Raw genomic sequence first — 21,122 nt, 5'->3', positions numbered from 1 at the left:
AGAAACGACCTGTGCATGACTGGCGTGCCGAAAAATCAGTGAAGGGGGAAGCGCTGATGACTCAGCCGCCCAACCAGCCGCCCTCCGGCGGTTTCGGACCACCGCAGGATCCGCAGCAGGGCCAGTCGGGCCAGCCGCCGCAGAGCCCGGCGGGCCCGCCGCCCGCCGCGCCGCCCGGCATGCCGCCGACCCCGCCGCCGAACACCCCGCCCACCGCGGGCCAGCCCGGCTACGGCTACCCGCAGCAGCCGCCGGGCGCCCCGGGCCCGTACGGCCAGCCGACCCAGCAGGGTCCCTACGGCCAGCAGCCCGGGCCCTACGGTCAGCAGCCGGGTCCGTACAACGCGCCGACCCAGCCCGGGCCCTACGGCCAGCAGCCCGGATACGGCTATCCGCAGCAGCAGTTCGCGGGCGCGCCCGGTCCCGGCGGTCCCGGTGGCCCCGGCGGCTTCTTCCGGGGCAAGACCGGCATCGTGATCGCCGCGGCCGTCGCGGTGCTCCTGGTGGCGGGCGGTGTGGTCGCCGCGGTCACCATGAGCGGCGACGACGACAAGAAGCCCGAGGCCGAGAAGAAGGACCCCAAGCCCTCCGCCTCCGCGCCGATCAACCCCGGTGACGGCAGCGGTGACGGCAAGGAGGAGCAGGAGGACCTCAACGCGGGCCGCAAGGACGGCGAGGCGAAGGTCCTCTGGTACAAGGAGGCCCCGGACGTGCCCGGCTCGGGCGGCGACGCCCCCGGCATGTGGATAACCGACCAGGTCGCGGTGAAGGCCGCGTACAAGGAGGTCGTCGGCTACAGGATCGACGGCGGCCAGCCGGCCTGGGAGAAGATCACCTTCCCGGCGAAGATCTGCGGGGCGACGCAGACCGCCAGCGCCGACGGCAAGGTCGTGGTGGCCTACGAGAACGGCCGCTCCACCTCCGCCCGCTGCAACAAGCTCCAGCTGATCGACCTCAAGACCGGCAAGAAGGGCTGGACCCGGACCCTCGGCGAGGGCGGGATGTTCGACAGCACCATCAGCGTCAGCCTCGGCATCACCGGCAACACCCTGGTCGTCGGGCGCTCCATGTCCGGGACCGGCTACGACCTCTCCAGCGGCGACAAGATCTGGGAGAAGGGCAAGAAGGAGGAGGGCGTCTGCTTCCCCAACGGCTTCGCCGGGGGCGAGAAGATCCTCGTCTCGCTGTCCTGCGCGGCGAGCCAGCCCAACGAGCACGACGAGCTGGAGGAGATCGACGCCAAGACCGGCAAGACCAAGTGGAACAAGGCGTTCCCCAAGGGCTGGACGGTCGACAAGGTGTACTCGACCAAGCCGGTCGTGGTGTACCTCACCAACAAGGACAAGAAGCAGTGGAACATCACCACCTTCAAGGAGAACAGCAGCGCGACCCGCAGTGAGGTCAGCGTCGACGGGCCCTTCGCCCCGGAGTGCGGGATGTTCTCCATCGGCCGCGAGCTGAGCAGCTGCTCCGGTGTCGCCGCCGACGCCGACACGCTCTACCTGCCGACCGACAAGACCACCGGCGCCAACGAGGTCGTGGCGGTCGACCTGGACACCGGCAAGGAGAAGTGGCGCACCAAGGCGCCCGGCGACAGCACGCTGCTCCCGATGAAGGTCGAGGACGGCAACCTGATCGCCTATCTGGAGCCCACCTACGACGGGGGCGGCACCGTCTACGCGATCCCGGCCGCCGGCAAGAGCCACACGCCGAAGAAGCTCCTGCAGAACCCCTCGGGCCCCTCGGAGATCGAGAACAGCTTCTTCTCCCGGGACATCGACTACGTGGACGGGCGCTTCTACATCTCCAGCACGCGGCTCAGCAACTCCGGCAGCCAGCAGAAACTCATGCTGGCCTACGGCAACTGACCGCCCGCTCCTGACCACCACGTCCCCAGAGGTAGACACGCCATGACGCAGCCGCCCCAGCCGCCGAACCAGCCCCCGCAGGGCGGCTTCGGCGCCCCGCAGGACCCCCCGCCGAACCCGCCGGGCCACCACCCGCAGCAGGGCCAGAACCCGCCGAGCTTCGAGAAGGCGCCGGAACCGGGCTACGGCTACCCGCAGCAGCCCGGCCAGGCGCCCGGTACCCCGCCGCCGCCCGCCGGTGCCCCGGCCGCTCCGCCGCCGCCCGCGGGTCCTCCGGCCACCCCGCCGCCGCCCGCGGGCGCCCCGGTGCCTCCGCCGCCGCCCGCCCAGCAGCCCACCCAGATCTCCCAGCAGCCGACGATGATCGCGGGGCAGTCCGCGTACGGCTACCCGGGCGGACCGGGTTCCGCCCCGCCCCCGCCGCCGGGCACCGTGCAGGGCGGCCAGCCGGGCTACGGCTACCCGGGCCAGCAGCCCGGCGGCTACGCCCAGCCGAACACCGTGCTCACCGGCGGCCAGGGCCCCGGCGGCGGCAAGAAGATCAGCCCGGTGGTCTGGATCATCACCGCGGCGGTCGCCGCCATGGCGCTGATCATCGGCGGCGGCGTCCTCTACGCCAACAGCTCCGACGACGGCAAGGACGAGGCGGGCTCCAGCTCCGGCGGCACTGACGGCGGCAAGGGCGGCGAAGGGGAGAAGGGCGGCTACGGCGGCGAGGAGAAGGTCCCCTCGGACCCCTCGGCCAAGGTCTCGCTCCAGATCCCCCAGCCCGAGGTCCCCAAGGACGAGGTCCGCAACGTCTCCGGCTCCTGGCTGAACGACAAGATCTACGCGAAGTCCTCCTACGCCGAGGTCAAGGGCTACGCGCTCGGCACCGGCAAGGAGAGTTGGACCCTGCCGCTCAAGGGCGAGACCTGCGGCGGCTCCAAGGAGCTCTCCGCGGACGGCGTGGCCGTGGTGCTGCACGCCGCGTCCAAGAAGGAGAAGTACAACCCCTGCACCGAGGTCACCGCCTTCGACCTGAACGACGGCAGCCAGAAGTGGACCAAGCACCTCGACGTCTCCGACCAGCCGATGAAGTTCGAGGAGGTCACCATCGTCGGTGACACCGTCGCGGCCGGTTCGGGCCTCAGCGGCGGCGCGGCCTGGGATGTGAAGACCGGCAAGAAGCTGTGGAGCCCGAACGTCGGCGACTCCTGCGAGGACGTCGGCTACGCGGGCGGCGAGCAGCTGGTCGCCCTCTACCGGTGCGGCAGCTACGGCGACTACAAGTACGAGATCCAGCGGCTGAACCCGAAGGACGGCTCGCCGCTCTGGAAGTACCCGCTCGCCGCGGGCGTCGACAACGCCAAGGTGATCTCCACCAAGCCGGTCGTGGTCGGCGTGGACTCCGGTGAGCAGACCCTGCCCGGCACCTCCGACGTCTTCTCCTTCGACGACGCGGGCAAGCTGCGCTTCAAGATCTCCCTCGACCCGGAGCGGTACAGCATGCACCGCTGCGAGGTGAACAAGGTCTACAGCTGCAGCGGCATCGTGGTCGGCAGCGACAAGCTCTACGTCCCGACCGAGGAGCACGAGGGCACCGGCGGCAAGTCCTACGAGCGCACCAACGAGGTCGTCGCCTTCTCGCTGGCCACCGGCAAGCTCACCGGCGACCGGATGGACGGCGGCAACGGCTACAAGCTCTTCCCGATGCGCATGGACGGCACCAACCTCCTCGCGTACAAGAGCGGTCCGTACGACAAGGGGCACCAGGTCGTCTCCATCGACAGCAAGACGATGAAGCAGACCAAGCTCCTGGAGACCACGGACGACCGGCAGGTGCTGCGCGCGCTGATCGGGCTCTCGCCCGACCGGGCCGAACTGCGGTACCGGAACGGCCATATGTTCCTCAGCGAGGAGCTGATCAGCAAGCCGTCCGCGGGCAGCGAGTTCAACTACCTGGGGATGGGCTTCAGCAGGAACTGACGCCCGCCCGAGGCCCTCGCGGCGAAGGGGCCCGGAACCGCCTGCCAGGGCGGCGCCGGGCCCCTTCCGCGTGTCCGCTTCCCCTGTGTTTCCCCTGTGTCCGGCCGCGCGTCCCGATGCGGTACGGACGCGGGCAGGCGGACGTACTCCGCGATAGTGGGTCCCTTCGGCGCCGCATCCGTGTAGCTTCCCCAGCACAGTGGGCCGGGATCTGCCGGGGGGCGCCCGGCGGGGGACTGGGGGATGCGATGAGTGTGCGGCTGATGGTTCTCGACGATCACCGGCTCCTCGCCGAGGCGCTGGCCTCCGCGCTCAAGCAGCGCGGGCACCGGGTGCTCGCCGCGGCGGCCCCGGCGGCGGGGGCGGCGGAGTTGGTGATCAGCCGTGCCCCGGAGGTCTGCCTGCTCGGCACCCGGGAGCCCGGCAGGGCCGGGGTCTTCGAGCCGGTCCGGCGGATCAAGAAGGAGCGGCCGCAGGTGGCCGTGGTGGTGCTCGGCCCGGTGCCCGCGCCCCGGGGCATCGCGGAGGCCTTCGCCGCGGGCGCCTCCGGCTACGTACGGTCCGATGAGCGCATCGAGGGGGTCGAGCGGGCCATGCTCAAGGCGCGGGCGGGGGAGGCCGCGGTCGCCCCGGCGCTCCTGGAGGAAGCTTTCTGCGAGCTGTTGAACCCGGCCGCCCGCCCCGACGACGAGGCCGCCCGGCTGCTCGGGGTGCTGACCTCCCGGGAGGCCGAGGTCCTGGTCCGGGTGGCCGAGGGCGAGGACACCCGGGTGATCGCGGCCGGGATGGGGATCGCCCCGTCCACCGCCCGTACCCATGTGCAGCGGGTCCTGATGAAGCTCGGCGTGGGCTCCCGGCTGGAGGCGGCGGCCCTCGCGGCCCGTACCGGGCTGCTCGAACGGGCCGGGCCGGCCCGCCTGGAAGCCGTCCCGCACCCGGAGGCGGGGACGCCGGCGGGGCCGGTGCACCCGAGGTGACACCGGCCCCGCCCGGGGTGAACGGCCGCTATTCGCGGGGGAGTTGCTCCTCCGTCGCCGGTACCGGGGGCACGGCGGGCCGCAGTTGCTGCCAGATCAGGAAGAAGAGGCCGAGGGCGAGCATCGCGAGGCCCGTCCAGAGGTTGATGTTGATGTCCTCGGCCTTCTCCAGGTCCGCGTCGGAGGCGGTGAACCCGGCGATGGTGACGATCACGCCGTAGATCACGAAGAGGCCGCCGATGATGCGGCGTACGTCGAAGAGGCGGGCGGCGGTGGCCGACTGGGCCTCCAGCTCGGTGACCTCCTGCTGGTACTCCGTCTCCGCCGTCTCGGGGGTGGCGCCGGAGGCCGGGTGCCCGCCGTCTCCCGAGCCGGACCCGGGAGCCTGGTTCTCGCTCATGCTGTCGTGCTCCTTTGCTGGTCGTCTCGGGCGGTCACAGGGAGAAGGGGATGTAGCAGACGGCGGCCAGGATCAGCGCGCCCCAGCCGAGCAGCGCCGGCTTGCGGTACCAGGCCTCGTCCCCGGCCTCCGGTGCCTCCTCCATGCCCGGCGACTTGGTGCCGTAGACCAGTCCGGCGAGTTCGGCCGCGGGCTTGGGCCTGGTCACCATCGAGACCACCACCATCACCACGGCGCCGACCACGAAGGCGACGATCGAGGAGACGAAGTTGGCGCCCTGGTCGCTGGGGATCGAGACCACGTTCTGCTTGTACAGCCAGAAGTAGTTGAGCATGGCGGCGACGGTGCCGGAGAGCAGGCCCCAGAAACCGGCCGCGGCCGTGGTCCGCTTCCAGAACATGCCGATGATGAACACCACGAACAGCGGGACGTTGAAGAAGGAGAACAGCGTCTGCAGGTAGTTCATGATGTTGCTGAAGCTGGAGGCGATGAACGCCGTGCCCATGCCGATCAGCACGCCGACCGCGGTGACCACCCGGCCGGTCAGCAGGTAGTGCCGGTCCTCCTGGCCCTTCTTGATGTACGCGGCCCAGATGTCGTTGGTGAAGACCGTGTTGAAGGAGGAGACGTTGGCCGCCATGCCCGCCATGAAGGCGGCGAGCAGACCGGTCACCGCGATGCCGAGGACACCGTTGGGCAGCAGGTCGCGCATGAGGACCGGGATGGCGTCGTTGTAGTCCAGGCCGCTGCCCGCCTTGCCGATGGTGGGCTCCATCACCAGCGCGATCAGGCCGGGGACCACCACGACCATCGGGATGAAGATCTTCGGGAAGGCGGCGATCAGCGGGGTGCGCTTGGCCGCGGAGAGGTTCTTCGCGGACAGGGCGCGCTGCACCTCGGCGAAGTTGGTCGTCCAGTAGCCGAAGCTCATCACGAAGCCGAGGCCGAGCACGATGGTCAGCCAGTTGGCGCCGAGCGGGTTGGCCTCGCCGATGCCCGTACCGCCCCAGGCGCTCATGAAGTTGTCGCCGTGCTGGGAGGTGATCTTGTCGGTCATGCCGCCCCAGCCGCCGACGCGCTTGAGGCCCACGATGGTCAGCGGGATGAGCGCGGCGAGGATGACGAAGAACTGCAGGACCTCGTTGTAGATCGCCGAGGAGAGGCCGCCGATGGTGATGTACGCGAGGACGAAGAGGCCCGCGACGACGATGGCGACCCACTGCGGCCAGCCGAGCAGCGCCTCGATGACGATCGCCATGGCGTAGAGGTTGACGCCCGCGATCAGCACCGAGGAGACGGCGAAGATGATCGAGGAGAGCAGGTGGGAGGAGGGACCGAAGCGGTGCAGCAGGAACTCCGGCACCGAGCGGACCTTGGAGCCGTAGTAGAAGGGCATCATCACCAGGCCGAGGAAGACCATGGCGGGGATGGCGCCGATCCAGTACCAGTGCACCGTGTAGGCGCCGTACTGCACGCCGTTCGCGGCCATGCCGAGGATCTCGGTGGCGCCCAGGTTCGCGGAGACGAACGCGAGTCCGGTGACCCAGGCGGGCAGCGACCGTCCGGAGAGGAAGAAGTCGAGGCTGGTCTTCACCGAGCGCCTGGCGGCGAAGCCCACGCCGAGGACCACGGCGAAGTAGATGCCGAGAATCGTGTAGTCCAGCCCGTTCGTGGGGAGCCGGAGCCCGTCGGCCAGATATGTCATGGGGGAATCCCGCTTCGTTGCGCGAACTGATCAGTGCGGAAACTTACGCCCTTGAGTTCAGAAACTGAACACTTGAGCTGACATTCTTTGTTGGATCTTGATCGGAATTGCGGTTTTCTCCGATCTGTCCGGGTTGCGGGGAAGTCGGCCGCGCGATCCCCGCTGGGTGCGGGGCCGGGCTCGCTCGGCCCCGCACCGGGCGGATGCTTCCCCCGTCGCTCTTCCCGGCCGCTCTTCTGTTGGTTTATTGTTCCTTGTGTTTGATTCTGTGTGATGAGTGTTCGAGTGTGGACGCCCAGTTACGGGGCCCGGAGCCCGGCCGCGGGCGCGGTGGCCGCCGCCCCGGCGCGCCGGATCCGCTCGACGGGCACGACGTGGAGGAACCCCGTGAAAAAGACCTCGACCCGGCTCGCCGACGGTCGTGAGCTCATCTACTACGACCGGCGCGAGGACGTGGTCCGCGAGGCCCCCGACCTGCGCCCGCTGGAGGCGGCCGGGCCCGCGCTCAGCGAGGTCCGCCACGATGTGCTCCTCGGCGACAGCGTCGCCATCGCCTCGCACCGCCAGAGCCGCACCTACCACCCGCCGGCCGACGAGTGCCCGCTCTGCCCCTCCCACGAGGGCCGCCTCAGCGAGATCCCGGACTCCTCGTACGACGTGGTGGTCTTCGAGAACCGCTTCCCCTCCCTCGCCGGGGAGACCGGCCGCTGCGAGGTGGTCTGCTTCACCGAGGACCACGGCGCCTCCTTCGCCTCGCTCACCGAGGAGCAGGCCGCGCTCGTCCTCGCCGCCTGGACGGACCGCACCGCCGCGCTGGCCGGACTCCCCTCCGTACGGCAGGTGTTCTGCTTCGAGAACCGCGGCGCCGAGATCGGCGTCACCCTCGGCCACCCGCACGGCCAGATCTACGGCTACCCCTTCACCACGCCCCGCACCGCGCTGATGCTCCGCTCCCTCGCCGACCACCACGCCCGCACCGGCGCCAACCTCTTCGACGAGATCCTCGGCAAGGAGCTCGCGGGCCCCCGGGTCGTCCTGGAGACCGCCCACTGGGCCGCCTTCGTCCCCTACGCCGCCCACTGGCCCTACGAGGTGCACCTCCACCCCAAGCGCCGGGTGCCGGACCTGCTCGCCCTGGACGAGGCGGCCCGCGCCGAGTTCCCGGCCGTCTACCTGGAGCTCCTGAAGCGCTTCGACCGGCTCTTCGGTGCGGACCAGCCGCCCACCCCGTACATCTCCGCCTGGCACCAGGCGCCCTTCACCGAGGGTGGCGAGCCGGGCGCCACGCGGCAGGACTTCGCACTTCACCTCGAGCTTTTCACCATCCGACGTACTGCGGGCAAACTGAAGTTCCTCGCGGGTTCCGAGTCCGGCATGAGTGTGTTCATCAACGACGTGCCGCCCGAGTCCGCGGCCGAGCGACTGCGAGAGGTAGCGAGTTCATGAGCGGCAAGTACCTGGTCACCGGAGGCGCCGGATACGTCGGCAGCGTGGTGGCGGCGCACCTGCTCGAGGCCGGCCACCGGGTGACCGTGCTCGACGACCTGTCCACCGGTTTCGCCGCGGGGGTGCCCGAGGGCGCCGAGTTCGTCGAGGGCCGCGTCCAGGACGCCGCCAAGTGGCTCGACTCCTCCTACGACGCGGTGCTGCACTTCGCCGCCTTCTCGCAGGTCGGCGAGTCCGTCGCCAAGCCGGAGAAGTACTGGGACAACAACGTCGGCGGCACCATGGCCCTGCTCGCCGCGATGCGCGAGGCCTCGGTCCGCCGCCTGGTCTTCTCCTCCACCGCCGCCACCTACGGCGAGCCCGCCTCCAGCCCCATCACCGAGGACTTCCCGACCGCGCCCACCAGCCCGTACGGCGCCTCCAAGCTGGCCGTCGACCACATGATCACCGGAGAGGCCGCCGCACACGGCCTCGGCGCGGTCAGCCTGCGCTACTTCAACGTCGCCGGTGCCTACGGCGCCTACGGCGAGCGCCACGACCCCGAGTCGCACCTCATCCCGCTGGTCCTCCAGGTCGCCCAGGGCCGCCGCGAGTCCATCTCGGTCTACGGGGACGACTACCCGACCCCGGACGGCACCTGCGTACGCGACTACATCCACGTCGCCGACCTGGCCGAGGCCCATCTGCTCGCCCTGGCGGCCGCCGCCGACGGCAGCCATCTGGTCTGCAACCTCGGCAACGGCACCGGCTTCTCGGTCCGCCAGGTCATCGAGACGGTGCGCGAGGTCACCGGGCACCCGATCCCCGAGACCGCCGCCCCGCGCCGCGACGGCGACCCGGCGGTGCTCGTCGCCTCCGCCGAGTCGGCCCGCACCCGCCTCGGCTGGCGCCCCTCGCGCCCCGAGCTCTCCGCCATCGTCGCCGACGCCTGGGAGTTCACCCGGCGCCGGGCAGAGGAGCAGGCATGACCGGGACGACGGACTCGACAGGCGCGAGCAGTGCGACCGGCGCGACCGGCGCGAGCGGTGGGGCCGACGCCGCCGGACCGGACGCCGCCGCGCGGCAGCCCCGCGATCTGGTGGCCGAAGTCGCCGCCGGATTCGAGGAGTTGTACGGTGCCGCGCCCGCCGGGGTGTGGGCGGCGCCCGGCCGGGTCAACCTGATCGGCGAGTACACCGACTTCAACGAGGGCTTCGTGCTCCCGCTGGCCCTGCCGCACACCGCGGTCGCCGCGGTCTCGCCCCGTACCGACGGCGTCCTGCGGCTGCACTCCGCGGACATCGACGCCCCCCTGGTCGAGCTGCGCCTGGACGAGCTGCGGCCGCTGTCCGACGGCGGCTGGGCCGCCTACCCGGCGGGCGTCGTCTGGGCCCTGCGCCGGGCCGGCCACACCGCGGTCACCGGGGCGGACCTGCACCTCGCCTCCACCGTGCCGACCGGCGCGGGCCTGTCCTCCTCCGCCGCGCTCGAAGTGGTCACCGCGCTCGCCCTGGACGGCCTCTTCGAACTCGGCCTGAGCGGACCCGAGTCGGCCCGCCTCGCGCAGCGCGCCGAGAACGACTTCGTCGGCGTGCCCTGCGGGATCATGGACCAGATGGCCTCCGCCTGCGCCACCGAGGGCCATCTGCTCCACCTGGACTGCCGCGACCTCGCCGTCCGCCAGATCCCCTTCGACCTCGCCGCCGAGGGCCTGATGCTCCTCGTCGTCGACACCCGCGTCCAGCACGCCCTGGGCGACGGTGCCTACGCCGAGCGCCGCGCGGGCTGCGAGGAGGGCGCCCGCCTCCTCGGCGTGCCCTTCCTGCGCGATCTGCCGTACGCCGAACTCCCGGACGCCCTGGAGAAGTTGGCGGACGAGAAGGTGCGCCGCTACGTCCGCCACGTGGTCGGCGACGACCACCGGGTGGAGCGGGTCATCGGCCTGCTCGACGCGGGCGAGGTCCGCGCGATCGGCCCGGTGCTCACCGAGGGCCACCACTCGCTCCGCGACGACCTGCGGATCTCCTGCCCCGAACTCGACCTCGCGGTCGCCGCGGCGAACGAGGCGGGTGCCCTCGGCGCCCGGATGACCGGCGGCGGCTTCGGCGGCAGCGCCGTCGTCCTGGTCGAGGAGGCGGCGGCCCCCGCGGTCACCGAGGCGATCCGCACCGCCTTCGCCGGGGCCTCCTTCACCGCCCCGCGCGTCTTCCCGGCGGTGGCGGCGGAGGGGGCGCGGCGGGTGCGGTAGGCGGCCGCTCCGTACCTGGGGCGGCGCCTGAACTCCCTTACGTCCGGAGCTGTTTGACCAAGGTGTACTCCGTGACGCCCTCCGGGTAGTCGGGCAGTTCGCAGACCACCCGGTAGCCGCAGCGGCGGTAGAAGCGGGGGGCCTGGAAGTCCCAGGTCCACACCCGGGAGCTGCGGCAGTCCCGTCCGGTGCGGGCCTCCTCCTCGGCGGCGGCGAGCAGCTGGGAGCCGAGGCCCGCGCCGCGGTAACCGCCGTGCACCCAGAGCAGGTTGATGTGCAGCCACCGCGCCCAGGTGTGCGCGTCGAGCCCGGCGATCAGCTCGCCGGAGTCGTCAAGTGCCCACAGCTGCAAGGGATTCTCCCGGTCCAGCGGGGTGTCGCGCAGTGCGCGCAGGGCGGGTGAGGCGGCGGTGTTGGCCTCGCGGAGCCGGGAGTGGAGCAGCGCCCGGCGGGCCTTGTCGACTGCTGTCTCGATGCGCACCATGCGGCCCAGCCTATGCGGATCTCCGCAACCACTTTCGTGAATATCTTTCCGCTTCTGCCCCACGGGCCTAGGCTGAGGAGCAGCACCGGTGGGGGCCGGTGCACATCAGGGGGCAAGACAGTCGGGTGCGACGCCCGGGGTGTCCGCTTGAGTGCGCACGACGGCGGTCGTGTCGCTGAGGTGGGCCTGCCGTCTGCCGAAAGGTTTTGGCAGAGGGCCCGGGCGCCGTACCCGCACTGCCCTCCCCCTGCTCACCTGGGGGTTGCCGTGGGACGACGGATCAGAGTGCTGGTCGTGGACGACCACCGGATCTTCGCCGAGTCACTGGCCGCGGCGCTCGCCGCCGAGCCGGACGTGGACGTCGGGGCGGCGGGCAGCGCGCCCGCCGCACTGCGCTGCCTGCAGCGCGCCGCCACCGAGGGCCGCGCCTTCGATGTGGTCCTGGTCGACGCCGACCTCGGCAAGTGCGGTGCCCCGGCGGCCGGTTCACCGCCCCGGCTGGCCACGGCGGGCACCGAGGGCGCACCCGCGGACGGCCTCGCCCTGGTGGCCGCGCTGCGCGAGAGCGGGCAGCCGGTGCGCACGGTGGTGATCGCGGAGCAGGACGAACCGCGGCGCGCGGCACTCGCGCTCCAGGCCGGGGCCGCGGGCTGGGTGGCCAAGGATTCCTCGCTCCAGCGGCTGCACACGGTCGTCCGGGGCGTACTGCGCGACGAGACCCATCTGCCGCCCGCGCTGCTCACCGGCGTACTGCGCGAGCTGACCTCGGCCCGCAAGCACCGCAGCGAGAGCGAGCAGCTGGTGGACCAGCTGACCCCGCGCGAGCGCGAGGTGCTGCGCTGCATGGTCGCCGGGCTCGGCCGCAAGGCGGTCGCCGAGCGCCTCTACCTCTCCCCGCACACCGTACGCACCCATATGCAGAACGTCCTCGGCAAGCTGGGCGTCCACTCCACCCTGGCGGCCGTGGCCCTGGCCCGCCGGGCGGGCGTGGGACCCGCGGACCTGGAGGAGGCCTCCTGAGCGGGGCTGCCGCAACCAGGAACCAGGCCCTAGCCCGGGATGTTGTCGAAGGGTGCGGTCAACTGGCGTAGCAGTCCGGCCAGTTCGCTGCGCTGGGCGGCGGACAGCTCGCCGAGGATCGCCCGCTCCTGGCTGAGCAGCCCGGCCAGCGCCTGGTCCGCCCGGTCGCGTCCCACCGCGGTGAGCCGTACGAGCACTCCGCGCCGGTCGCTGGGATCGGGCAGCCGCTCGACGAGGCCCTTCTTGGCGAGCCGGTCGATCCGGTTGGTCATGGTCCCGGAGGTGACCAGGGTCTGGGTGAGCAGCTGCCCCGGCGAGAGCTGATACGGATCCCCGGCGCGGCGCAGCGAGGTCAGTACATCGAACTCCCACGGCTCCAGGGCATGCTCGGAGAAGGCGAGGCGCCGCGCGCGGTCCAGATGCCGCGCGAGTCTGCTCACCCTGCTGAGTACCTCCAGCGGCTCCACGTCGAGATCGGGGCGCTCGCGGCGCCACGCCGATACCAAACGGTCGACCTCGTCCTCCATGGCGATCAGTGTAGTAGGTCCCTCGACATGAAGTCTCTTGACGTCAAGAGACCTGCTCCACGAGGATGCGGGACCGGAACGGATCCGGACCGAGGACGAGCCCGGACCCCCCTGCCCGCCGTGACCGAGGAGCGCACATGCCCGAGACCCCGCCGCCCGCCGGACCCCGCTGGGACCCCGGTCAGTACCTGCGCCACTCCGATCACCGCGCCCGCCCCTTCCACGATCTGCTCGCCCAGGTCCCGCCGCTGCCGGCCGCCCAGGACGCCGCCCCGCGCCTCGCCGACCTCGGCTGCGGCCCCGGCCATCTGACCAAGATCCTCGCCGAGCGCTGGCCCACCGCGCGGATCACCGGCCTCGACAACTCCGCGGCCATGCTCGACCGGGCCCGCGAGGCCCACCAGGGGCCCACCGGGGGCGGCGGCACGGTGGAGTTCCGGTACGCCGACGCCGCCACCTGGGCCCCGGATCCGGCCGAGCCCTACGACCTGATCGTCTCCAACGCCACCCTCCAGTGGGTGCCCGGCCACGCCGACCGCTTCGCCGACTGGCTCGCCGGAATCCGCCCCGGCGGCACCTTCGCCTTCCAGGTCCCCGGCAACTTCGGCGCCCCGAGCCACGCCCTGATGCGCCAGCTCGCCACCTCCCTGCGCTGGAGCGCGCGGCTCGGCGGCATCCTGCGCCACGAGGACGCCGTGCTCACCCCCGCCGACTACCTGGAACGCCTCTCCGCCCTCGGCTGCCGCGCCGACGTCTGGGAGACCACGTACCTCCACCAGCTCGAAGGGGAGGACCCCGTCCTCGACTGGGTCAAGGGCACCGGACTGCGCCCCGTGCTGACCGCCCTCGACGACGACCCCGGCGCCCGCGAGGACTTCCTCGCCGAATACCGCACCCTGCTGCGCGAGGCCTACCCGCGCACCGCCCACGGCACGGTGCTCCCGTTCCGGCGGATCTTCGCGGTGGCGCGGCGGGAGGGGTGAGAGCGTTCCTCCGCTGTCACAGCTCCCGCAGAGCCTCCAGGGAGATGTCCACCGCGATGTCGTACGGCACGGAGGACTTGAGCTCGTCGTGGTGGATACCGGTGATGGCGTAGCTCTTGGTGACCGGGTCGAGTTCATGGACCCGGACCACCGGGTGGCCGTCCGAACCGGCGCGCTCCACCAGCCAGAAGTGCGGGATGCCCGCCGCCGCGTACTTGCGGGGCTTGGTGTCCCGGTCCCGGGCCTCGGAGTCGGGGGAGACCACCTCCACGGCGAGCAGGACCTCGGAGGCCAGGTAGCGCGTCCGATCCGGCCCGGTCTCCGCTGCGTCCTCGCGTACGACGCTGACGTCGGGCTCGGGCATGTTGCGGCGGTCCAGTTCCACGGACATCTGCCTGCGGACCTTGAGCGGTGGTACGAGAGTGCCGCGCAGACCGGCTGTCAGCAGGTCGACCATGCGCATGTGGAACAGCTGCTGCCGGGCCGCGAACACCAGGCTTCCATCGATCAGCTGGGTATGCCGCGGCAACTCGGGCAGCGTGTACACATCGTCGACGGTGTACCCGTCCTGCGGGGGTTCCGGCCAGCTGGTCCCGCAGTCGCACACTGCTTCTGCCGACGGGGGCGCGGCAGGCTCGGTGTTCATGGCGTCTCCCATGAACGGGATCTTGGTGCGCGCCCGTCAGCCGTAGCCGGCCGGAGGGGAAAATGCCCCCACTTCGAGTGACGGGTCAACCCAGAGCTGACGCGACCCCCGAACCCCTAACTCTTCCGATGCCCGATCAGCCGAGGCTTCGGTTCCATGCCGTCCAGGCCGTGCCAGGCCAGGTTGACCAGGTGGGCGGCGACCTCGGCCTTCTTCGGTTTGCGGACGTCCAGCCACCACTGGCCGGTCAGCGCGACCATGCCGACCAGGGCCTGTGCGTAGAGCGGGGCGAGCTTGGCGTCGAAGCCGCGGTTCTTGAACTCCCGGCCGAGGATGTCCTCGACCTGGGTGGCGATGTCCGAGATCAGCGAGGCGAAGCTGCCGGTGGACTGGGCGACGGGGGAGTCGCGGACCAGGATGCGGAAGCCGTCGGTGTGCTCCTCGATGTAGTCGAGCAGCGCGAAGGCGGCCTGTTCGAGGAGTTCGCGCGGGTGGCCCGCGGTCAGCGAGCTGGTCACCATGGAGAGCAGCTGGCGCATCTCGCGGTCCACGACCACCGCGTACAGCCCCTCCTTGCCGCCGAAGTGCTCGTAGACGACGGGCTTGGACACCCCGGCGCGGGAGGCGATCTCCTCCACCGAGGTGCCCTCGAAGCCCTTCGAGGCGAAGAGGGTGCGGCCGATCTCGAGCAGTTGCTCACGGCGCTCGGCACCCGACATCCGGGTGCGGCGGGAGCGCCGCGGTTTGTCGCTGTTCTGGGTGCTGGGATCGGTCGCCACGCGCTCCATCATGCCGCGTCGGCGGCCGGTTCCGTACGGCGGGCGGCCAGCCGCTCCGGGGTCGGCCAGCGCACGTCGTACGCCCAGCCGAGCTGTTCGAACCAGCGGATGATCCGGGCCGAGGAGTCCAGCTGCCAGCGCTCGACGCCGTGCCGGGCCGAGGTCGGCTCCGCGTGGTGGAGGTTGTGCCAGGACTCGCCGCCGGAGAGCAGCGCCAGCCACCAGACGTTGCCCGAGCGGTCGCGGGACTTGAAGGGGTGCTTGCCGACCGCGTGGCAGATGGAGTTGATCGACCAGGTCACATGGTGGGCGAGGGCCACCCGGATCAGCGAGCCCCAGAAGAACGCGGTCACCGCGCCCCACCAGGACCAGGTCACCAGTCCGCCGATCAGCGCGGGCAGCAGCAGCGAGAGCGCGGTCCACATGATGAACTGCTTGGAGATCACCCGGGTCGCGCCGTCCTTCAGCAGGTCGGGGGCGTACTTCTCCTGCGAGGTGCGCTCCTCGTCGAACATCCAGCCGATGTGCGCCCACCACAGGCCCTTCATCAGCGCGGGCACGCTCTCGCCGTACCGCCAGGGCGAGTGCGGGTCGCCCTCCGCGTCGGAGAACTTGTGGTGCTTGCGGTGGTCGGCGACCCACCGCACCAGCGGACCCTCCACCGCGAGCGAACCGGCCAGCGCCAGCGCGATCCGCAGCGGGCGCTTCGCCTTGAACGAACCGTGCGTGAAGTACCGGTGGAAACCGATCGTGATGCCGTGGATCCCCAGGTAGTAGAAGAAGACCAGGAGACCCAGGTCCAGCCAGCTCACGCCCCAGCCCCACAGCAGCGGAACCGCGGCGAGCAGCGCCAGGAACGGCACGACGATGAACGCGCCGAGGGTGGCTTTCTCCAGCGTTCCCTTGCGTTCGCCGCCCAGCGTGCCCGCCGCGGCGGGCTGCGCCGCCGGCGGATTCGCGGGTTGGTCGAGGACTTCGGACTGAGTGGACATGGGCAGCCCCTGGGGGGTCGAGGGTGGTGGGAAGAGCCCGGTTACGGTCGCCCTGCGCCCGCATAACCTACGGCGTCGTAAGTATGGCAGCGCGTGGCCCGGCGGCAAGAGGTCCGCGACCGCGCGCCCCGAGTGCCACCTATCCTGGGACGCGGTCGGACAGCGCGGTCCGCTGTGTTCATCCCGGAAAGCATGCCCGGGACACCCCGGGGACAAGCTCAACACTGCAAGGAGCCGCACCTGTGAGCAGTGCCGACGACCAGGGCCGCCAGGCCGCCGCGAGCGCCGAGCTGCGCGCCGACATCCGCCGCCTGGGTGACCTCCTCGGCGAGACCCTCGTACGCCAGGAGGGCCCCGAGCTGCTCGACCTGGTGGAGAAGGTCCGCCGCCTCACCCGCGAGGACGGCGAGGCCGCCGCCCGCCTGCTCGGGGAGACCGAGCTGGAGACCGCCGCCAAGCTGGTGCGCGCCTTCTCCACCTACTTCCACCTCGCCAACGTCACCGAGCAGGTGCACCGCGGCCGCGAGCTGCGCGCCCGCCGCGACGACGAGGGCGGGCTCCTCGCCCGTACCGCGGACCGCCTCAAGGACGCCGACCCCGCGCACCTGCGCGAGACCGTCGCCCGCCTCAACGTCCGCCCGGTGTTCACCGCCCACCCCACCGAGGCCGCCCGCCGCTCGGTGCTGAACAAGCTGCGCCGCATCGCCGAACTCCTCCAGGAGTCCGCGCCCAGCACCGAGCGCCGCCGCCAGGACGCCCGCCTCGCCGAGAACATCGACCTGGTCTGGCAGACCGACGAGCTGCGCGTGGTCCGCCCCGAACCCGCCGACGAGGCCCGCAACGCCGTCTACTACCTGGACGAGCTGGAGGCCGGCGCGGTCGGCGACGTCCTGGAGGACCTCACCGCCGAGCTGGCCCGGGTCGGCGTCGAGCTGCCCGAGCAGTCCCGCCCGCTCACCTTCGGCACCTGGATCGGCGGCGACCGCGACGGCAACCCCAATGTCACCCCCCAGGTGACCTGGGACGTCCTCATCCTCCAGCACGAGCACGGGATCAACGGCGCCCTGGAGAGCGTGGACCGGCTGCGCGGACTGCTCTCCAACTCCATCCGCTACACCGGCGCCACCGAGGAACTCCTCGACTCCCTCCAGGCCGACCTCGACCGGCTCCCCGAGATCAGCCCCCGCTACAAGCGGCTCAACGCCGAGGAGCCCTACCGCCTCAAGGCCACCTGCGTACGGCAGAAGCTGGAGAACACCAAGACCCGCCTCGCCAAGGGCACCGCCCACGAGCCCGGCCGGGACTACCTCGGCACCGCCGAGCTGCTGCACGACCTCACCGTCATCCAGACCTCGCTCCGCGCCCACCGCGGCGAGCTCTTCGCCGACGGCCGCATGGACGTCACCCTGCGCACCCTGGCCGCCTTCGGCCTCCAGCTCGCCACCATGGACGTACGGGAGCACGCGGACGCCCACCACCACGCGCTCGGCCAGCTCTTCGACCGGCTCGGCGAGGAGTCCTGGCGCTACGCCGACATGCCCCGCGACTACCGCACCCGGCTGCTCGCCAAGGAACTGCGCTCCCGGCGCCCGCTGGCCCCCACCCCCGCGCCCCTGGACGCGGCGGGCGAGAAGACCCTCGGCGTCTTCCACACGGTCAAGAAGGCCCTGGACGTCTTCGGGCCCGAGGTGATCGAGTCGTACATCATCTCCATGTGCCAGGGCGCCGACGACGTCTTCGCCGCCGCCGTGCTCGCCCGCGAGGCCGGGCTCCTCGACCTGCACGCGGGCTGGGCCGAGATCGGCATCGTCCCGCTCCTGGAGACCACCGACGAGCTGAAGGCCGCCGACGTCATCCTCGACGCCATGCTCGCCGACCCCTCCTACCGGCGCCTGGTCGCGCTGCGCGGCGACGTCCAGGAGGTCATGCTCGGCTACTCCGACTCCTCCAAGTTCGGCGGCATCACCACCAGCCAGTGGGAGATCCACCGCGCCCAGCGCCGACTGCGCGACGTCGCCCACCGCTACGGCGTACGGCTGCGGCTCTTCCACGGCCGCGGCGGCACCGTCGGCCGCGGCGGCGGCCCCTCGCACGACGCGATCCTCGCCCAGCCCTGGGGCACCCTGGAAGGCGAGATCAAGGTCACCGAGCAGGGCGAGGTCATCTCCGACAAGTACCTGGTGCCCTCGCTCGCCCGGGAGAACCTCGAACTCACCGTCGCGGCCACCCTGCAGGCCTCCGCCCTGCACACCGCGCCCCGCCAGTCCGACGAGGCGCTCGCCCGCTGGGACGCCGCGATGGACCTGGTCTCCGACGCCGCCCACGGCGCCTACCGCGCCCTGGTCGAGGACCCGGACCTGCCGACGTACTTCCTCGCCTCCACCCCCGTCGACCAGCTCGCCGACCTGCACCTGGGCTCCCGGCCCTCCCGCCGCCCCGGCTCGGGCGTCTCGCTCGACGGGCTGCGCGCCATCCCCTGGGTCTTCGGCTGGACCCAGTCCCGGCAGATCGTGCCCGGCTGGTTCGGCGTCGGCTCGGGCCTGAAGGCGCTGCGCGAGGCGGGGCTCGACAGCGTCCTGGACGAGATGCACACCCACTGGCACTTCTTCCGGAACTTCCTGTCCAACGTCGAGATGACCCTCGCCAAGACCGACCTCAGGATCGCCCGGCACTACGTCGACACCCTGGTCCCCGAGGAGCTCCAGCACGTCTTCGCCACCATCGAGGCCGAACACGCGCTGACCGTCGACGAGGTGCTGCGCATCACCGGCGGCGAGGAACTCCTGGACACCAACCCGGTCCTCCAGCAGACCTTCGCCATCCGCGACGCCTACCTCGACCCGATCTCCTACCTCCAGGTCGCCCTGCTCGCCCGCCAGCGCGCGGCGACCGAGGCCGGCGAGGAGCCCGACCCGCTGCTCTCCCGCGCCCTCCTGCTCTCCGTCAACGGGGTCGCGGCGGGGCTGCGGAACACCGGCTGAGCGAGCCGCCGCACACCGACGGCGAAGGCCCGTACGCCCCTTGGACGTACGGGCCTTCGCCGTTCGTTCCGCCTACAGCGCCACGAACGCCGCCGTCACCAACCCCGCGCCCGCGAGCCCCAGTACGCACGCCGTGCGGGTCATCCGCAGTCCGCCCGCCACCACCAGGGCGGCGAGGACCAGGGCGCCGCCGAGCGGCAGCCAGGCGTAGAGCACGCCGGTCGCGCCCGCGCGGACCACCCCGGAGCCGTCCGGCTTCACCACCACCGGCACCGACTCGCCCGCCCGCACCGCGACCGAGGCCTCCACCGTCACCTCCGCCCGGGCCCGCGCGCCCGGCGAGGACGGCAGGAAGGCGCCCGTGCAGTGCTCCTCGCCGCAGCGCTCCACCTTCATCGAGCCGCGCTCCCGGCCCTCGGTCAGCATCACGTACTGCGCCGAACCCCAGGAGGCCCAGACCCCCGCCACCACGAGCAGCAGGGCCACGAGCACCATCACCAGGCGCTGCCCGAGCAGCAGCAGACCGAAGGCGCTCTCACCGGTTCTGCGCACCCGCGAACGCTTCACCCGGTTCGCGGGCGCCGAGGACATGACAGGCATGCCCGGGATCCTTGGCCATCGGACTGCCCCTGGTCAACCGCCGCAGAGCACAAACACCCGTGAAGAAGGGCACGTTCGCAAGCGCGAAAGCCCCGGACCCGGGAGCGGAGCTCACGAATTGTACGAACTCTGCGCCCGCTCCAGGCCGTCCGCGACCAGGGACTCCACCGCGTCCGCGGCCCGGTCCACGAAGTAGTCCAGCTCCTTGCGCTCCACCGAGGAGAAGTCCTTCAGCACGAAGTCCGCGACCTGCATCCGCCCCGGCGGCCGCCCGATCCCGAACCGCACCCGGTGGTAGTCCGGCCCCATCGCCTTCGTCATCGACTTCAGCCCGTTGTGCCCGTTGTCCCCGCCGCCGAGCTTCAGCCGCAGGGTCCCGTAGTCGATGTCCAGTTCGTCGTGGACCGCGAGCACCCGCTCCAGCGGCACCTTGTAGAAGTCCCGCAGCGCCGACACCGGACCGCCCGAGAGGTTCATGTACGAGGCGGGCTTCACCAGGACCACGCGGCGGCTCGCCGGGCCCGGCGCACCGAAGCGGCCCTCCAGGACCTGCGCCTGCGCCTTCGCCGCCCGCTTGAAGGAACCGCCCATCCGCCCCGCGAGCAGGTCCGCCACCATGAAGCCCACATTGTGCCGGTTCGCCGCGTACCCCGGGCCCGGGTTGCCCAGGCCCACCACCAGCCACGGCGCACCGCTGTCCGACGTCATCCGCCCACTCCGTTTCCCGCGGCCCGTGCCGGTTCCCGCGCTCGCTCTTCGAAGGCCCCGTACGGCCGCCGGAGGGCCCCGTACAGCGGACCGGCCGCCGCCCGGTGCCCGCAGGCGACCGGTCGGCGGCCGACCAGCAAACTACCGTCCCGCTCAGGCCTCGGCGCCGGCCTCGGCGGCCGGCTCGGCCTCGGTCTCCTCGGACTCCTCGGTGGGCTCCTCCGCCTGCGCGGCGAGCACCTGCAGGACGACCGCGTCGTCCTCGACGTCCAGGGTGACGCCCTTGGGCAGCTTGATGTCCTTCGCCAGGATCGAGGCACCGGCCTCCAGGCCCTCCACCGAGACCGAGAAGGACTCGGGGATGTGGGTCGCCTCGGCCTGGACCGGCAGCGCGTTGAGCACGTGCTCCAGGAGGTTGCCGCCCGGGGCCAGCTCGCCCTCGGCCTCGACCGGGACCTCGACGCCGACCTTCTCGCCGCGCTTGACCAGGAGCAGGTCCACGTGCTCCAGGAAGCCCTTCAGCGGGTCGCGCTGCACCGACTTCGGGATCGCCAGCTCGTTCTTGCCGTCGAGGTCCAGGGAGATCAGGACGTTCGGGGTGCGCAGCGCGAGCAGCAGCTCGTGGCCCGGCAGCGTCAGGTGCTTGGGGTCGGTGCCGTGCCCGTAGAGCACACCCGGGACCTTGTCCTCACGGCGGATACGGCGGGCGGCGCCCTTGCCGAACTCGCTACGGGTCTCGGCGGAAATCTTCACCTCGGACACAAGGCACTCCTCGCAGAAGCGGTGACCCGCACCCAGGGGGCGGACCACG

Annotated in this window: 19 protein-coding genes; 9 read left to right on the top strand and 10 right to left on the bottom strand. The window is 71.6% G+C overall.

Annotation, left to right across the window (positions count from 1 at the left end):
* The first annotated feature begins 56 nt into the window (after positions 1–56).
* The 3 genes from HFV08_RS05875 (at position 57) to HFV08_RS05865 (ending at position 4,813) form a co-directional block, all read left to right on the top strand.
* Entirely contained in the window at positions 57–1,868 is a 1,812-nt protein-coding gene (locus HFV08_RS05875; RefSeq protein WP_168536465.1) for an outer membrane protein assembly factor BamB family protein, read from the top strand.
* Positions 1,869–1,910: 42 nt separating this feature from the next.
* On the top strand, positions 1,911–3,836 hold the full coding sequence (locus HFV08_RS05870) for an outer membrane protein assembly factor BamB family protein (RefSeq protein WP_168536463.1): 1,926 nt from the start codon (positions 1,911–1,913) through the stop codon (positions 3,834–3,836).
* 248 nt (positions 3,837–4,084) lie between these two features.
* Positions 4,085–4,813: a LuxR C-terminal-related transcriptional regulator gene (locus tag HFV08_RS05865; protein ID WP_168536461.1), complete on the top strand. Its 729-nt coding sequence runs from the start codon at positions 4,085–4,087 to the stop codon at positions 4,811–4,813.
* 28 nt (positions 4,814–4,841) lie between these two features.
* Here the strand turns inward: HFV08_RS05865 and HFV08_RS05860 are convergent, their stop codons facing one another.
* Entirely contained in the window at positions 4,842–5,213 is a 372-nt protein-coding gene (locus HFV08_RS05860) for a hypothetical protein (RefSeq protein ID WP_376770565.1), read from the bottom strand.
* Between the two features lie 34 nt (positions 5,214–5,247).
* Positions 5,248–6,918, bottom strand: a complete 1,671-nt coding sequence (locus tag HFV08_RS05855; RefSeq protein ID WP_168536459.1) for a sodium:solute symporter family protein — start codon at positions 6,916–6,918, stop codon at positions 5,248–5,250.
* Positions 6,919–7,305: 387 nt separating this feature from the next.
* On the opposite strand from HFV08_RS05855, the gene galT reads away from it, so the two are divergent.
* The 3 genes from galT to galK are packed head-to-tail and all read left to right on the top strand — an operon-like array spanning position 7,306 to position 10,591.
* The gene (gene galT / locus HFV08_RS05850) at positions 7,306–8,364 is read left to right on the top strand and encodes a galactose-1-phosphate uridylyltransferase (protein ID WP_168536457.1); all 1,059 of its coding nucleotides are present in this window, start codon (positions 7,306–7,308) and stop codon (positions 8,362–8,364) included.
* On the top strand, positions 8,361–9,332 hold the full coding sequence (galE, locus tag HFV08_RS05845) for a UDP-glucose 4-epimerase GalE (RefSeq protein ID WP_168536455.1): 972 nt from the start codon (positions 8,361–8,363) through the stop codon (positions 9,330–9,332). The genes galT and galE overlap by 4 nt, the downstream gene beginning before the upstream one ends.
* Complete coding sequence (gene galK / locus HFV08_RS05840; protein WP_168536453.1) at positions 9,329–10,591, top strand: galactokinase; 1,263 nt, start codon at positions 9,329–9,331, stop codon at positions 10,589–10,591. The genes galE and galK overlap by 4 nt, the downstream gene beginning before the upstream one ends.
* A 37-nt stretch (positions 10,592–10,628) precedes the next feature.
* Here galK and HFV08_RS05835 read toward each other — a convergent pair whose 3' ends face one another.
* A complete protein-coding gene (locus HFV08_RS05835) occupies positions 10,629–11,075 on the bottom strand; it encodes a GNAT family N-acetyltransferase (RefSeq protein ID WP_168536451.1) in 447 nt (148 codons plus the stop codon).
* A gap of 255 nt (positions 11,076–11,330) precedes the next feature.
* Between HFV08_RS05835 and HFV08_RS05830 the strand changes: the two genes are divergently transcribed.
* Positions 11,331–12,095, top strand: coding sequence for a response regulator transcription factor (locus HFV08_RS05830; protein ID WP_210429923.1), 765 nt, complete (start codon positions 11,331–11,333; stop codon positions 12,093–12,095).
* 29 nt (positions 12,096–12,124) lie between these two features.
* Here HFV08_RS05830 and HFV08_RS05825 read toward each other — a convergent pair whose 3' ends face one another.
* Positions 12,125–12,622 (bottom strand): MarR family winged helix-turn-helix transcriptional regulator, encoded by a 498-nt coding sequence (locus HFV08_RS05825; RefSeq protein ID WP_168536447.1) that lies wholly within the window; start codon positions 12,620–12,622, stop codon positions 12,125–12,127.
* Between the two features lie 137 nt (positions 12,623–12,759).
* On the opposite strand from HFV08_RS05825, the gene HFV08_RS05820 reads away from it, so the two are divergent.
* Entirely contained in the window at positions 12,760–13,605 is an 846-nt protein-coding gene (locus tag HFV08_RS05820) for a trans-aconitate 2-methyltransferase (RefSeq protein WP_168536445.1), read from the top strand.
* Positions 13,606–13,621: 16 nt separating this feature from the next.
* On the opposite strand, the gene HFV08_RS05815 is transcribed toward HFV08_RS05820, so the two are convergent.
* The 3 genes from HFV08_RS05815 to HFV08_RS05805 all read right to left on the bottom strand — a co-directional run bounded on the left by HFV08_RS05815 (position 13,622) and on the right by HFV08_RS05805 (position 16,022).
* Positions 13,622–14,251 (bottom strand): Uma2 family endonuclease, encoded by a 630-nt coding sequence (locus tag HFV08_RS05815; protein ID WP_168536443.1) that lies wholly within the window; start codon positions 14,249–14,251, stop codon positions 13,622–13,624.
* A gap of 116 nt (positions 14,252–14,367) precedes the next feature.
* On the bottom strand, positions 14,368–15,042 hold the full coding sequence (locus HFV08_RS05810) for a TetR/AcrR family transcriptional regulator (RefSeq protein ID WP_168536441.1): 675 nt from the start codon (positions 15,040–15,042) through the stop codon (positions 14,368–14,370).
* Positions 15,039–16,022, bottom strand: coding sequence for an acyl-CoA desaturase (locus tag HFV08_RS05805; protein WP_168536439.1), 984 nt, complete (start codon positions 16,020–16,022; stop codon positions 15,039–15,041). Before HFV08_RS05805 ends, HFV08_RS05810 begins: the two co-directional genes overlap by 4 nt.
* 242 nt (positions 16,023–16,264) lie before the next feature.
* Here HFV08_RS05805 and ppc point away from each other — a divergent pair, with 242 nt between their 5' ends.
* On the top strand, positions 16,265–19,003 hold the full coding sequence (gene ppc, locus HFV08_RS05800; RefSeq protein WP_168536437.1) for a phosphoenolpyruvate carboxylase: 2,739 nt from the start codon (positions 16,265–16,267) through the stop codon (positions 19,001–19,003).
* A gap of 72 nt (positions 19,004–19,075) precedes the next feature.
* Here the strand turns inward: ppc and HFV08_RS05795 are convergent, their stop codons facing one another.
* The 3 genes from HFV08_RS05795 to HFV08_RS05785 form a co-directional block, all read right to left on the bottom strand.
* Positions 19,076–19,603 (bottom strand): hypothetical protein, encoded by a 528-nt coding sequence (locus HFV08_RS05795; protein WP_168536435.1) that lies wholly within the window; start codon positions 19,601–19,603, stop codon positions 19,076–19,078.
* A gap of 111 nt (positions 19,604–19,714) precedes the next feature.
* On the bottom strand, positions 19,715–20,311 hold the full coding sequence (pth, locus tag HFV08_RS05790; protein ID WP_168536433.1) for an aminoacyl-tRNA hydrolase: 597 nt from the start codon (positions 20,309–20,311) through the stop codon (positions 19,715–19,717).
* 153 nt (positions 20,312–20,464) lie between these two features.
* A complete protein-coding gene (locus tag HFV08_RS05785; RefSeq protein ID WP_168536431.1) occupies positions 20,465–21,073 on the bottom strand; it encodes a 50S ribosomal protein L25/general stress protein Ctc in 609 nt (202 codons plus the stop codon).
* Positions 21,074–21,122: the final 49 nt, after the last annotated feature.

Source organism: Streptomyces physcomitrii (genome assembly GCF_012273655.1).
GTDB lineage: Bacteria > Actinomycetota > Actinomycetes > Streptomycetales > Streptomycetaceae > Streptomyces > Streptomyces physcomitrii.
The sequence above is the reverse complement of the archived record's forward strand: the minus strand, read 5'-3'. Positions and strand labels throughout refer to the sequence as shown.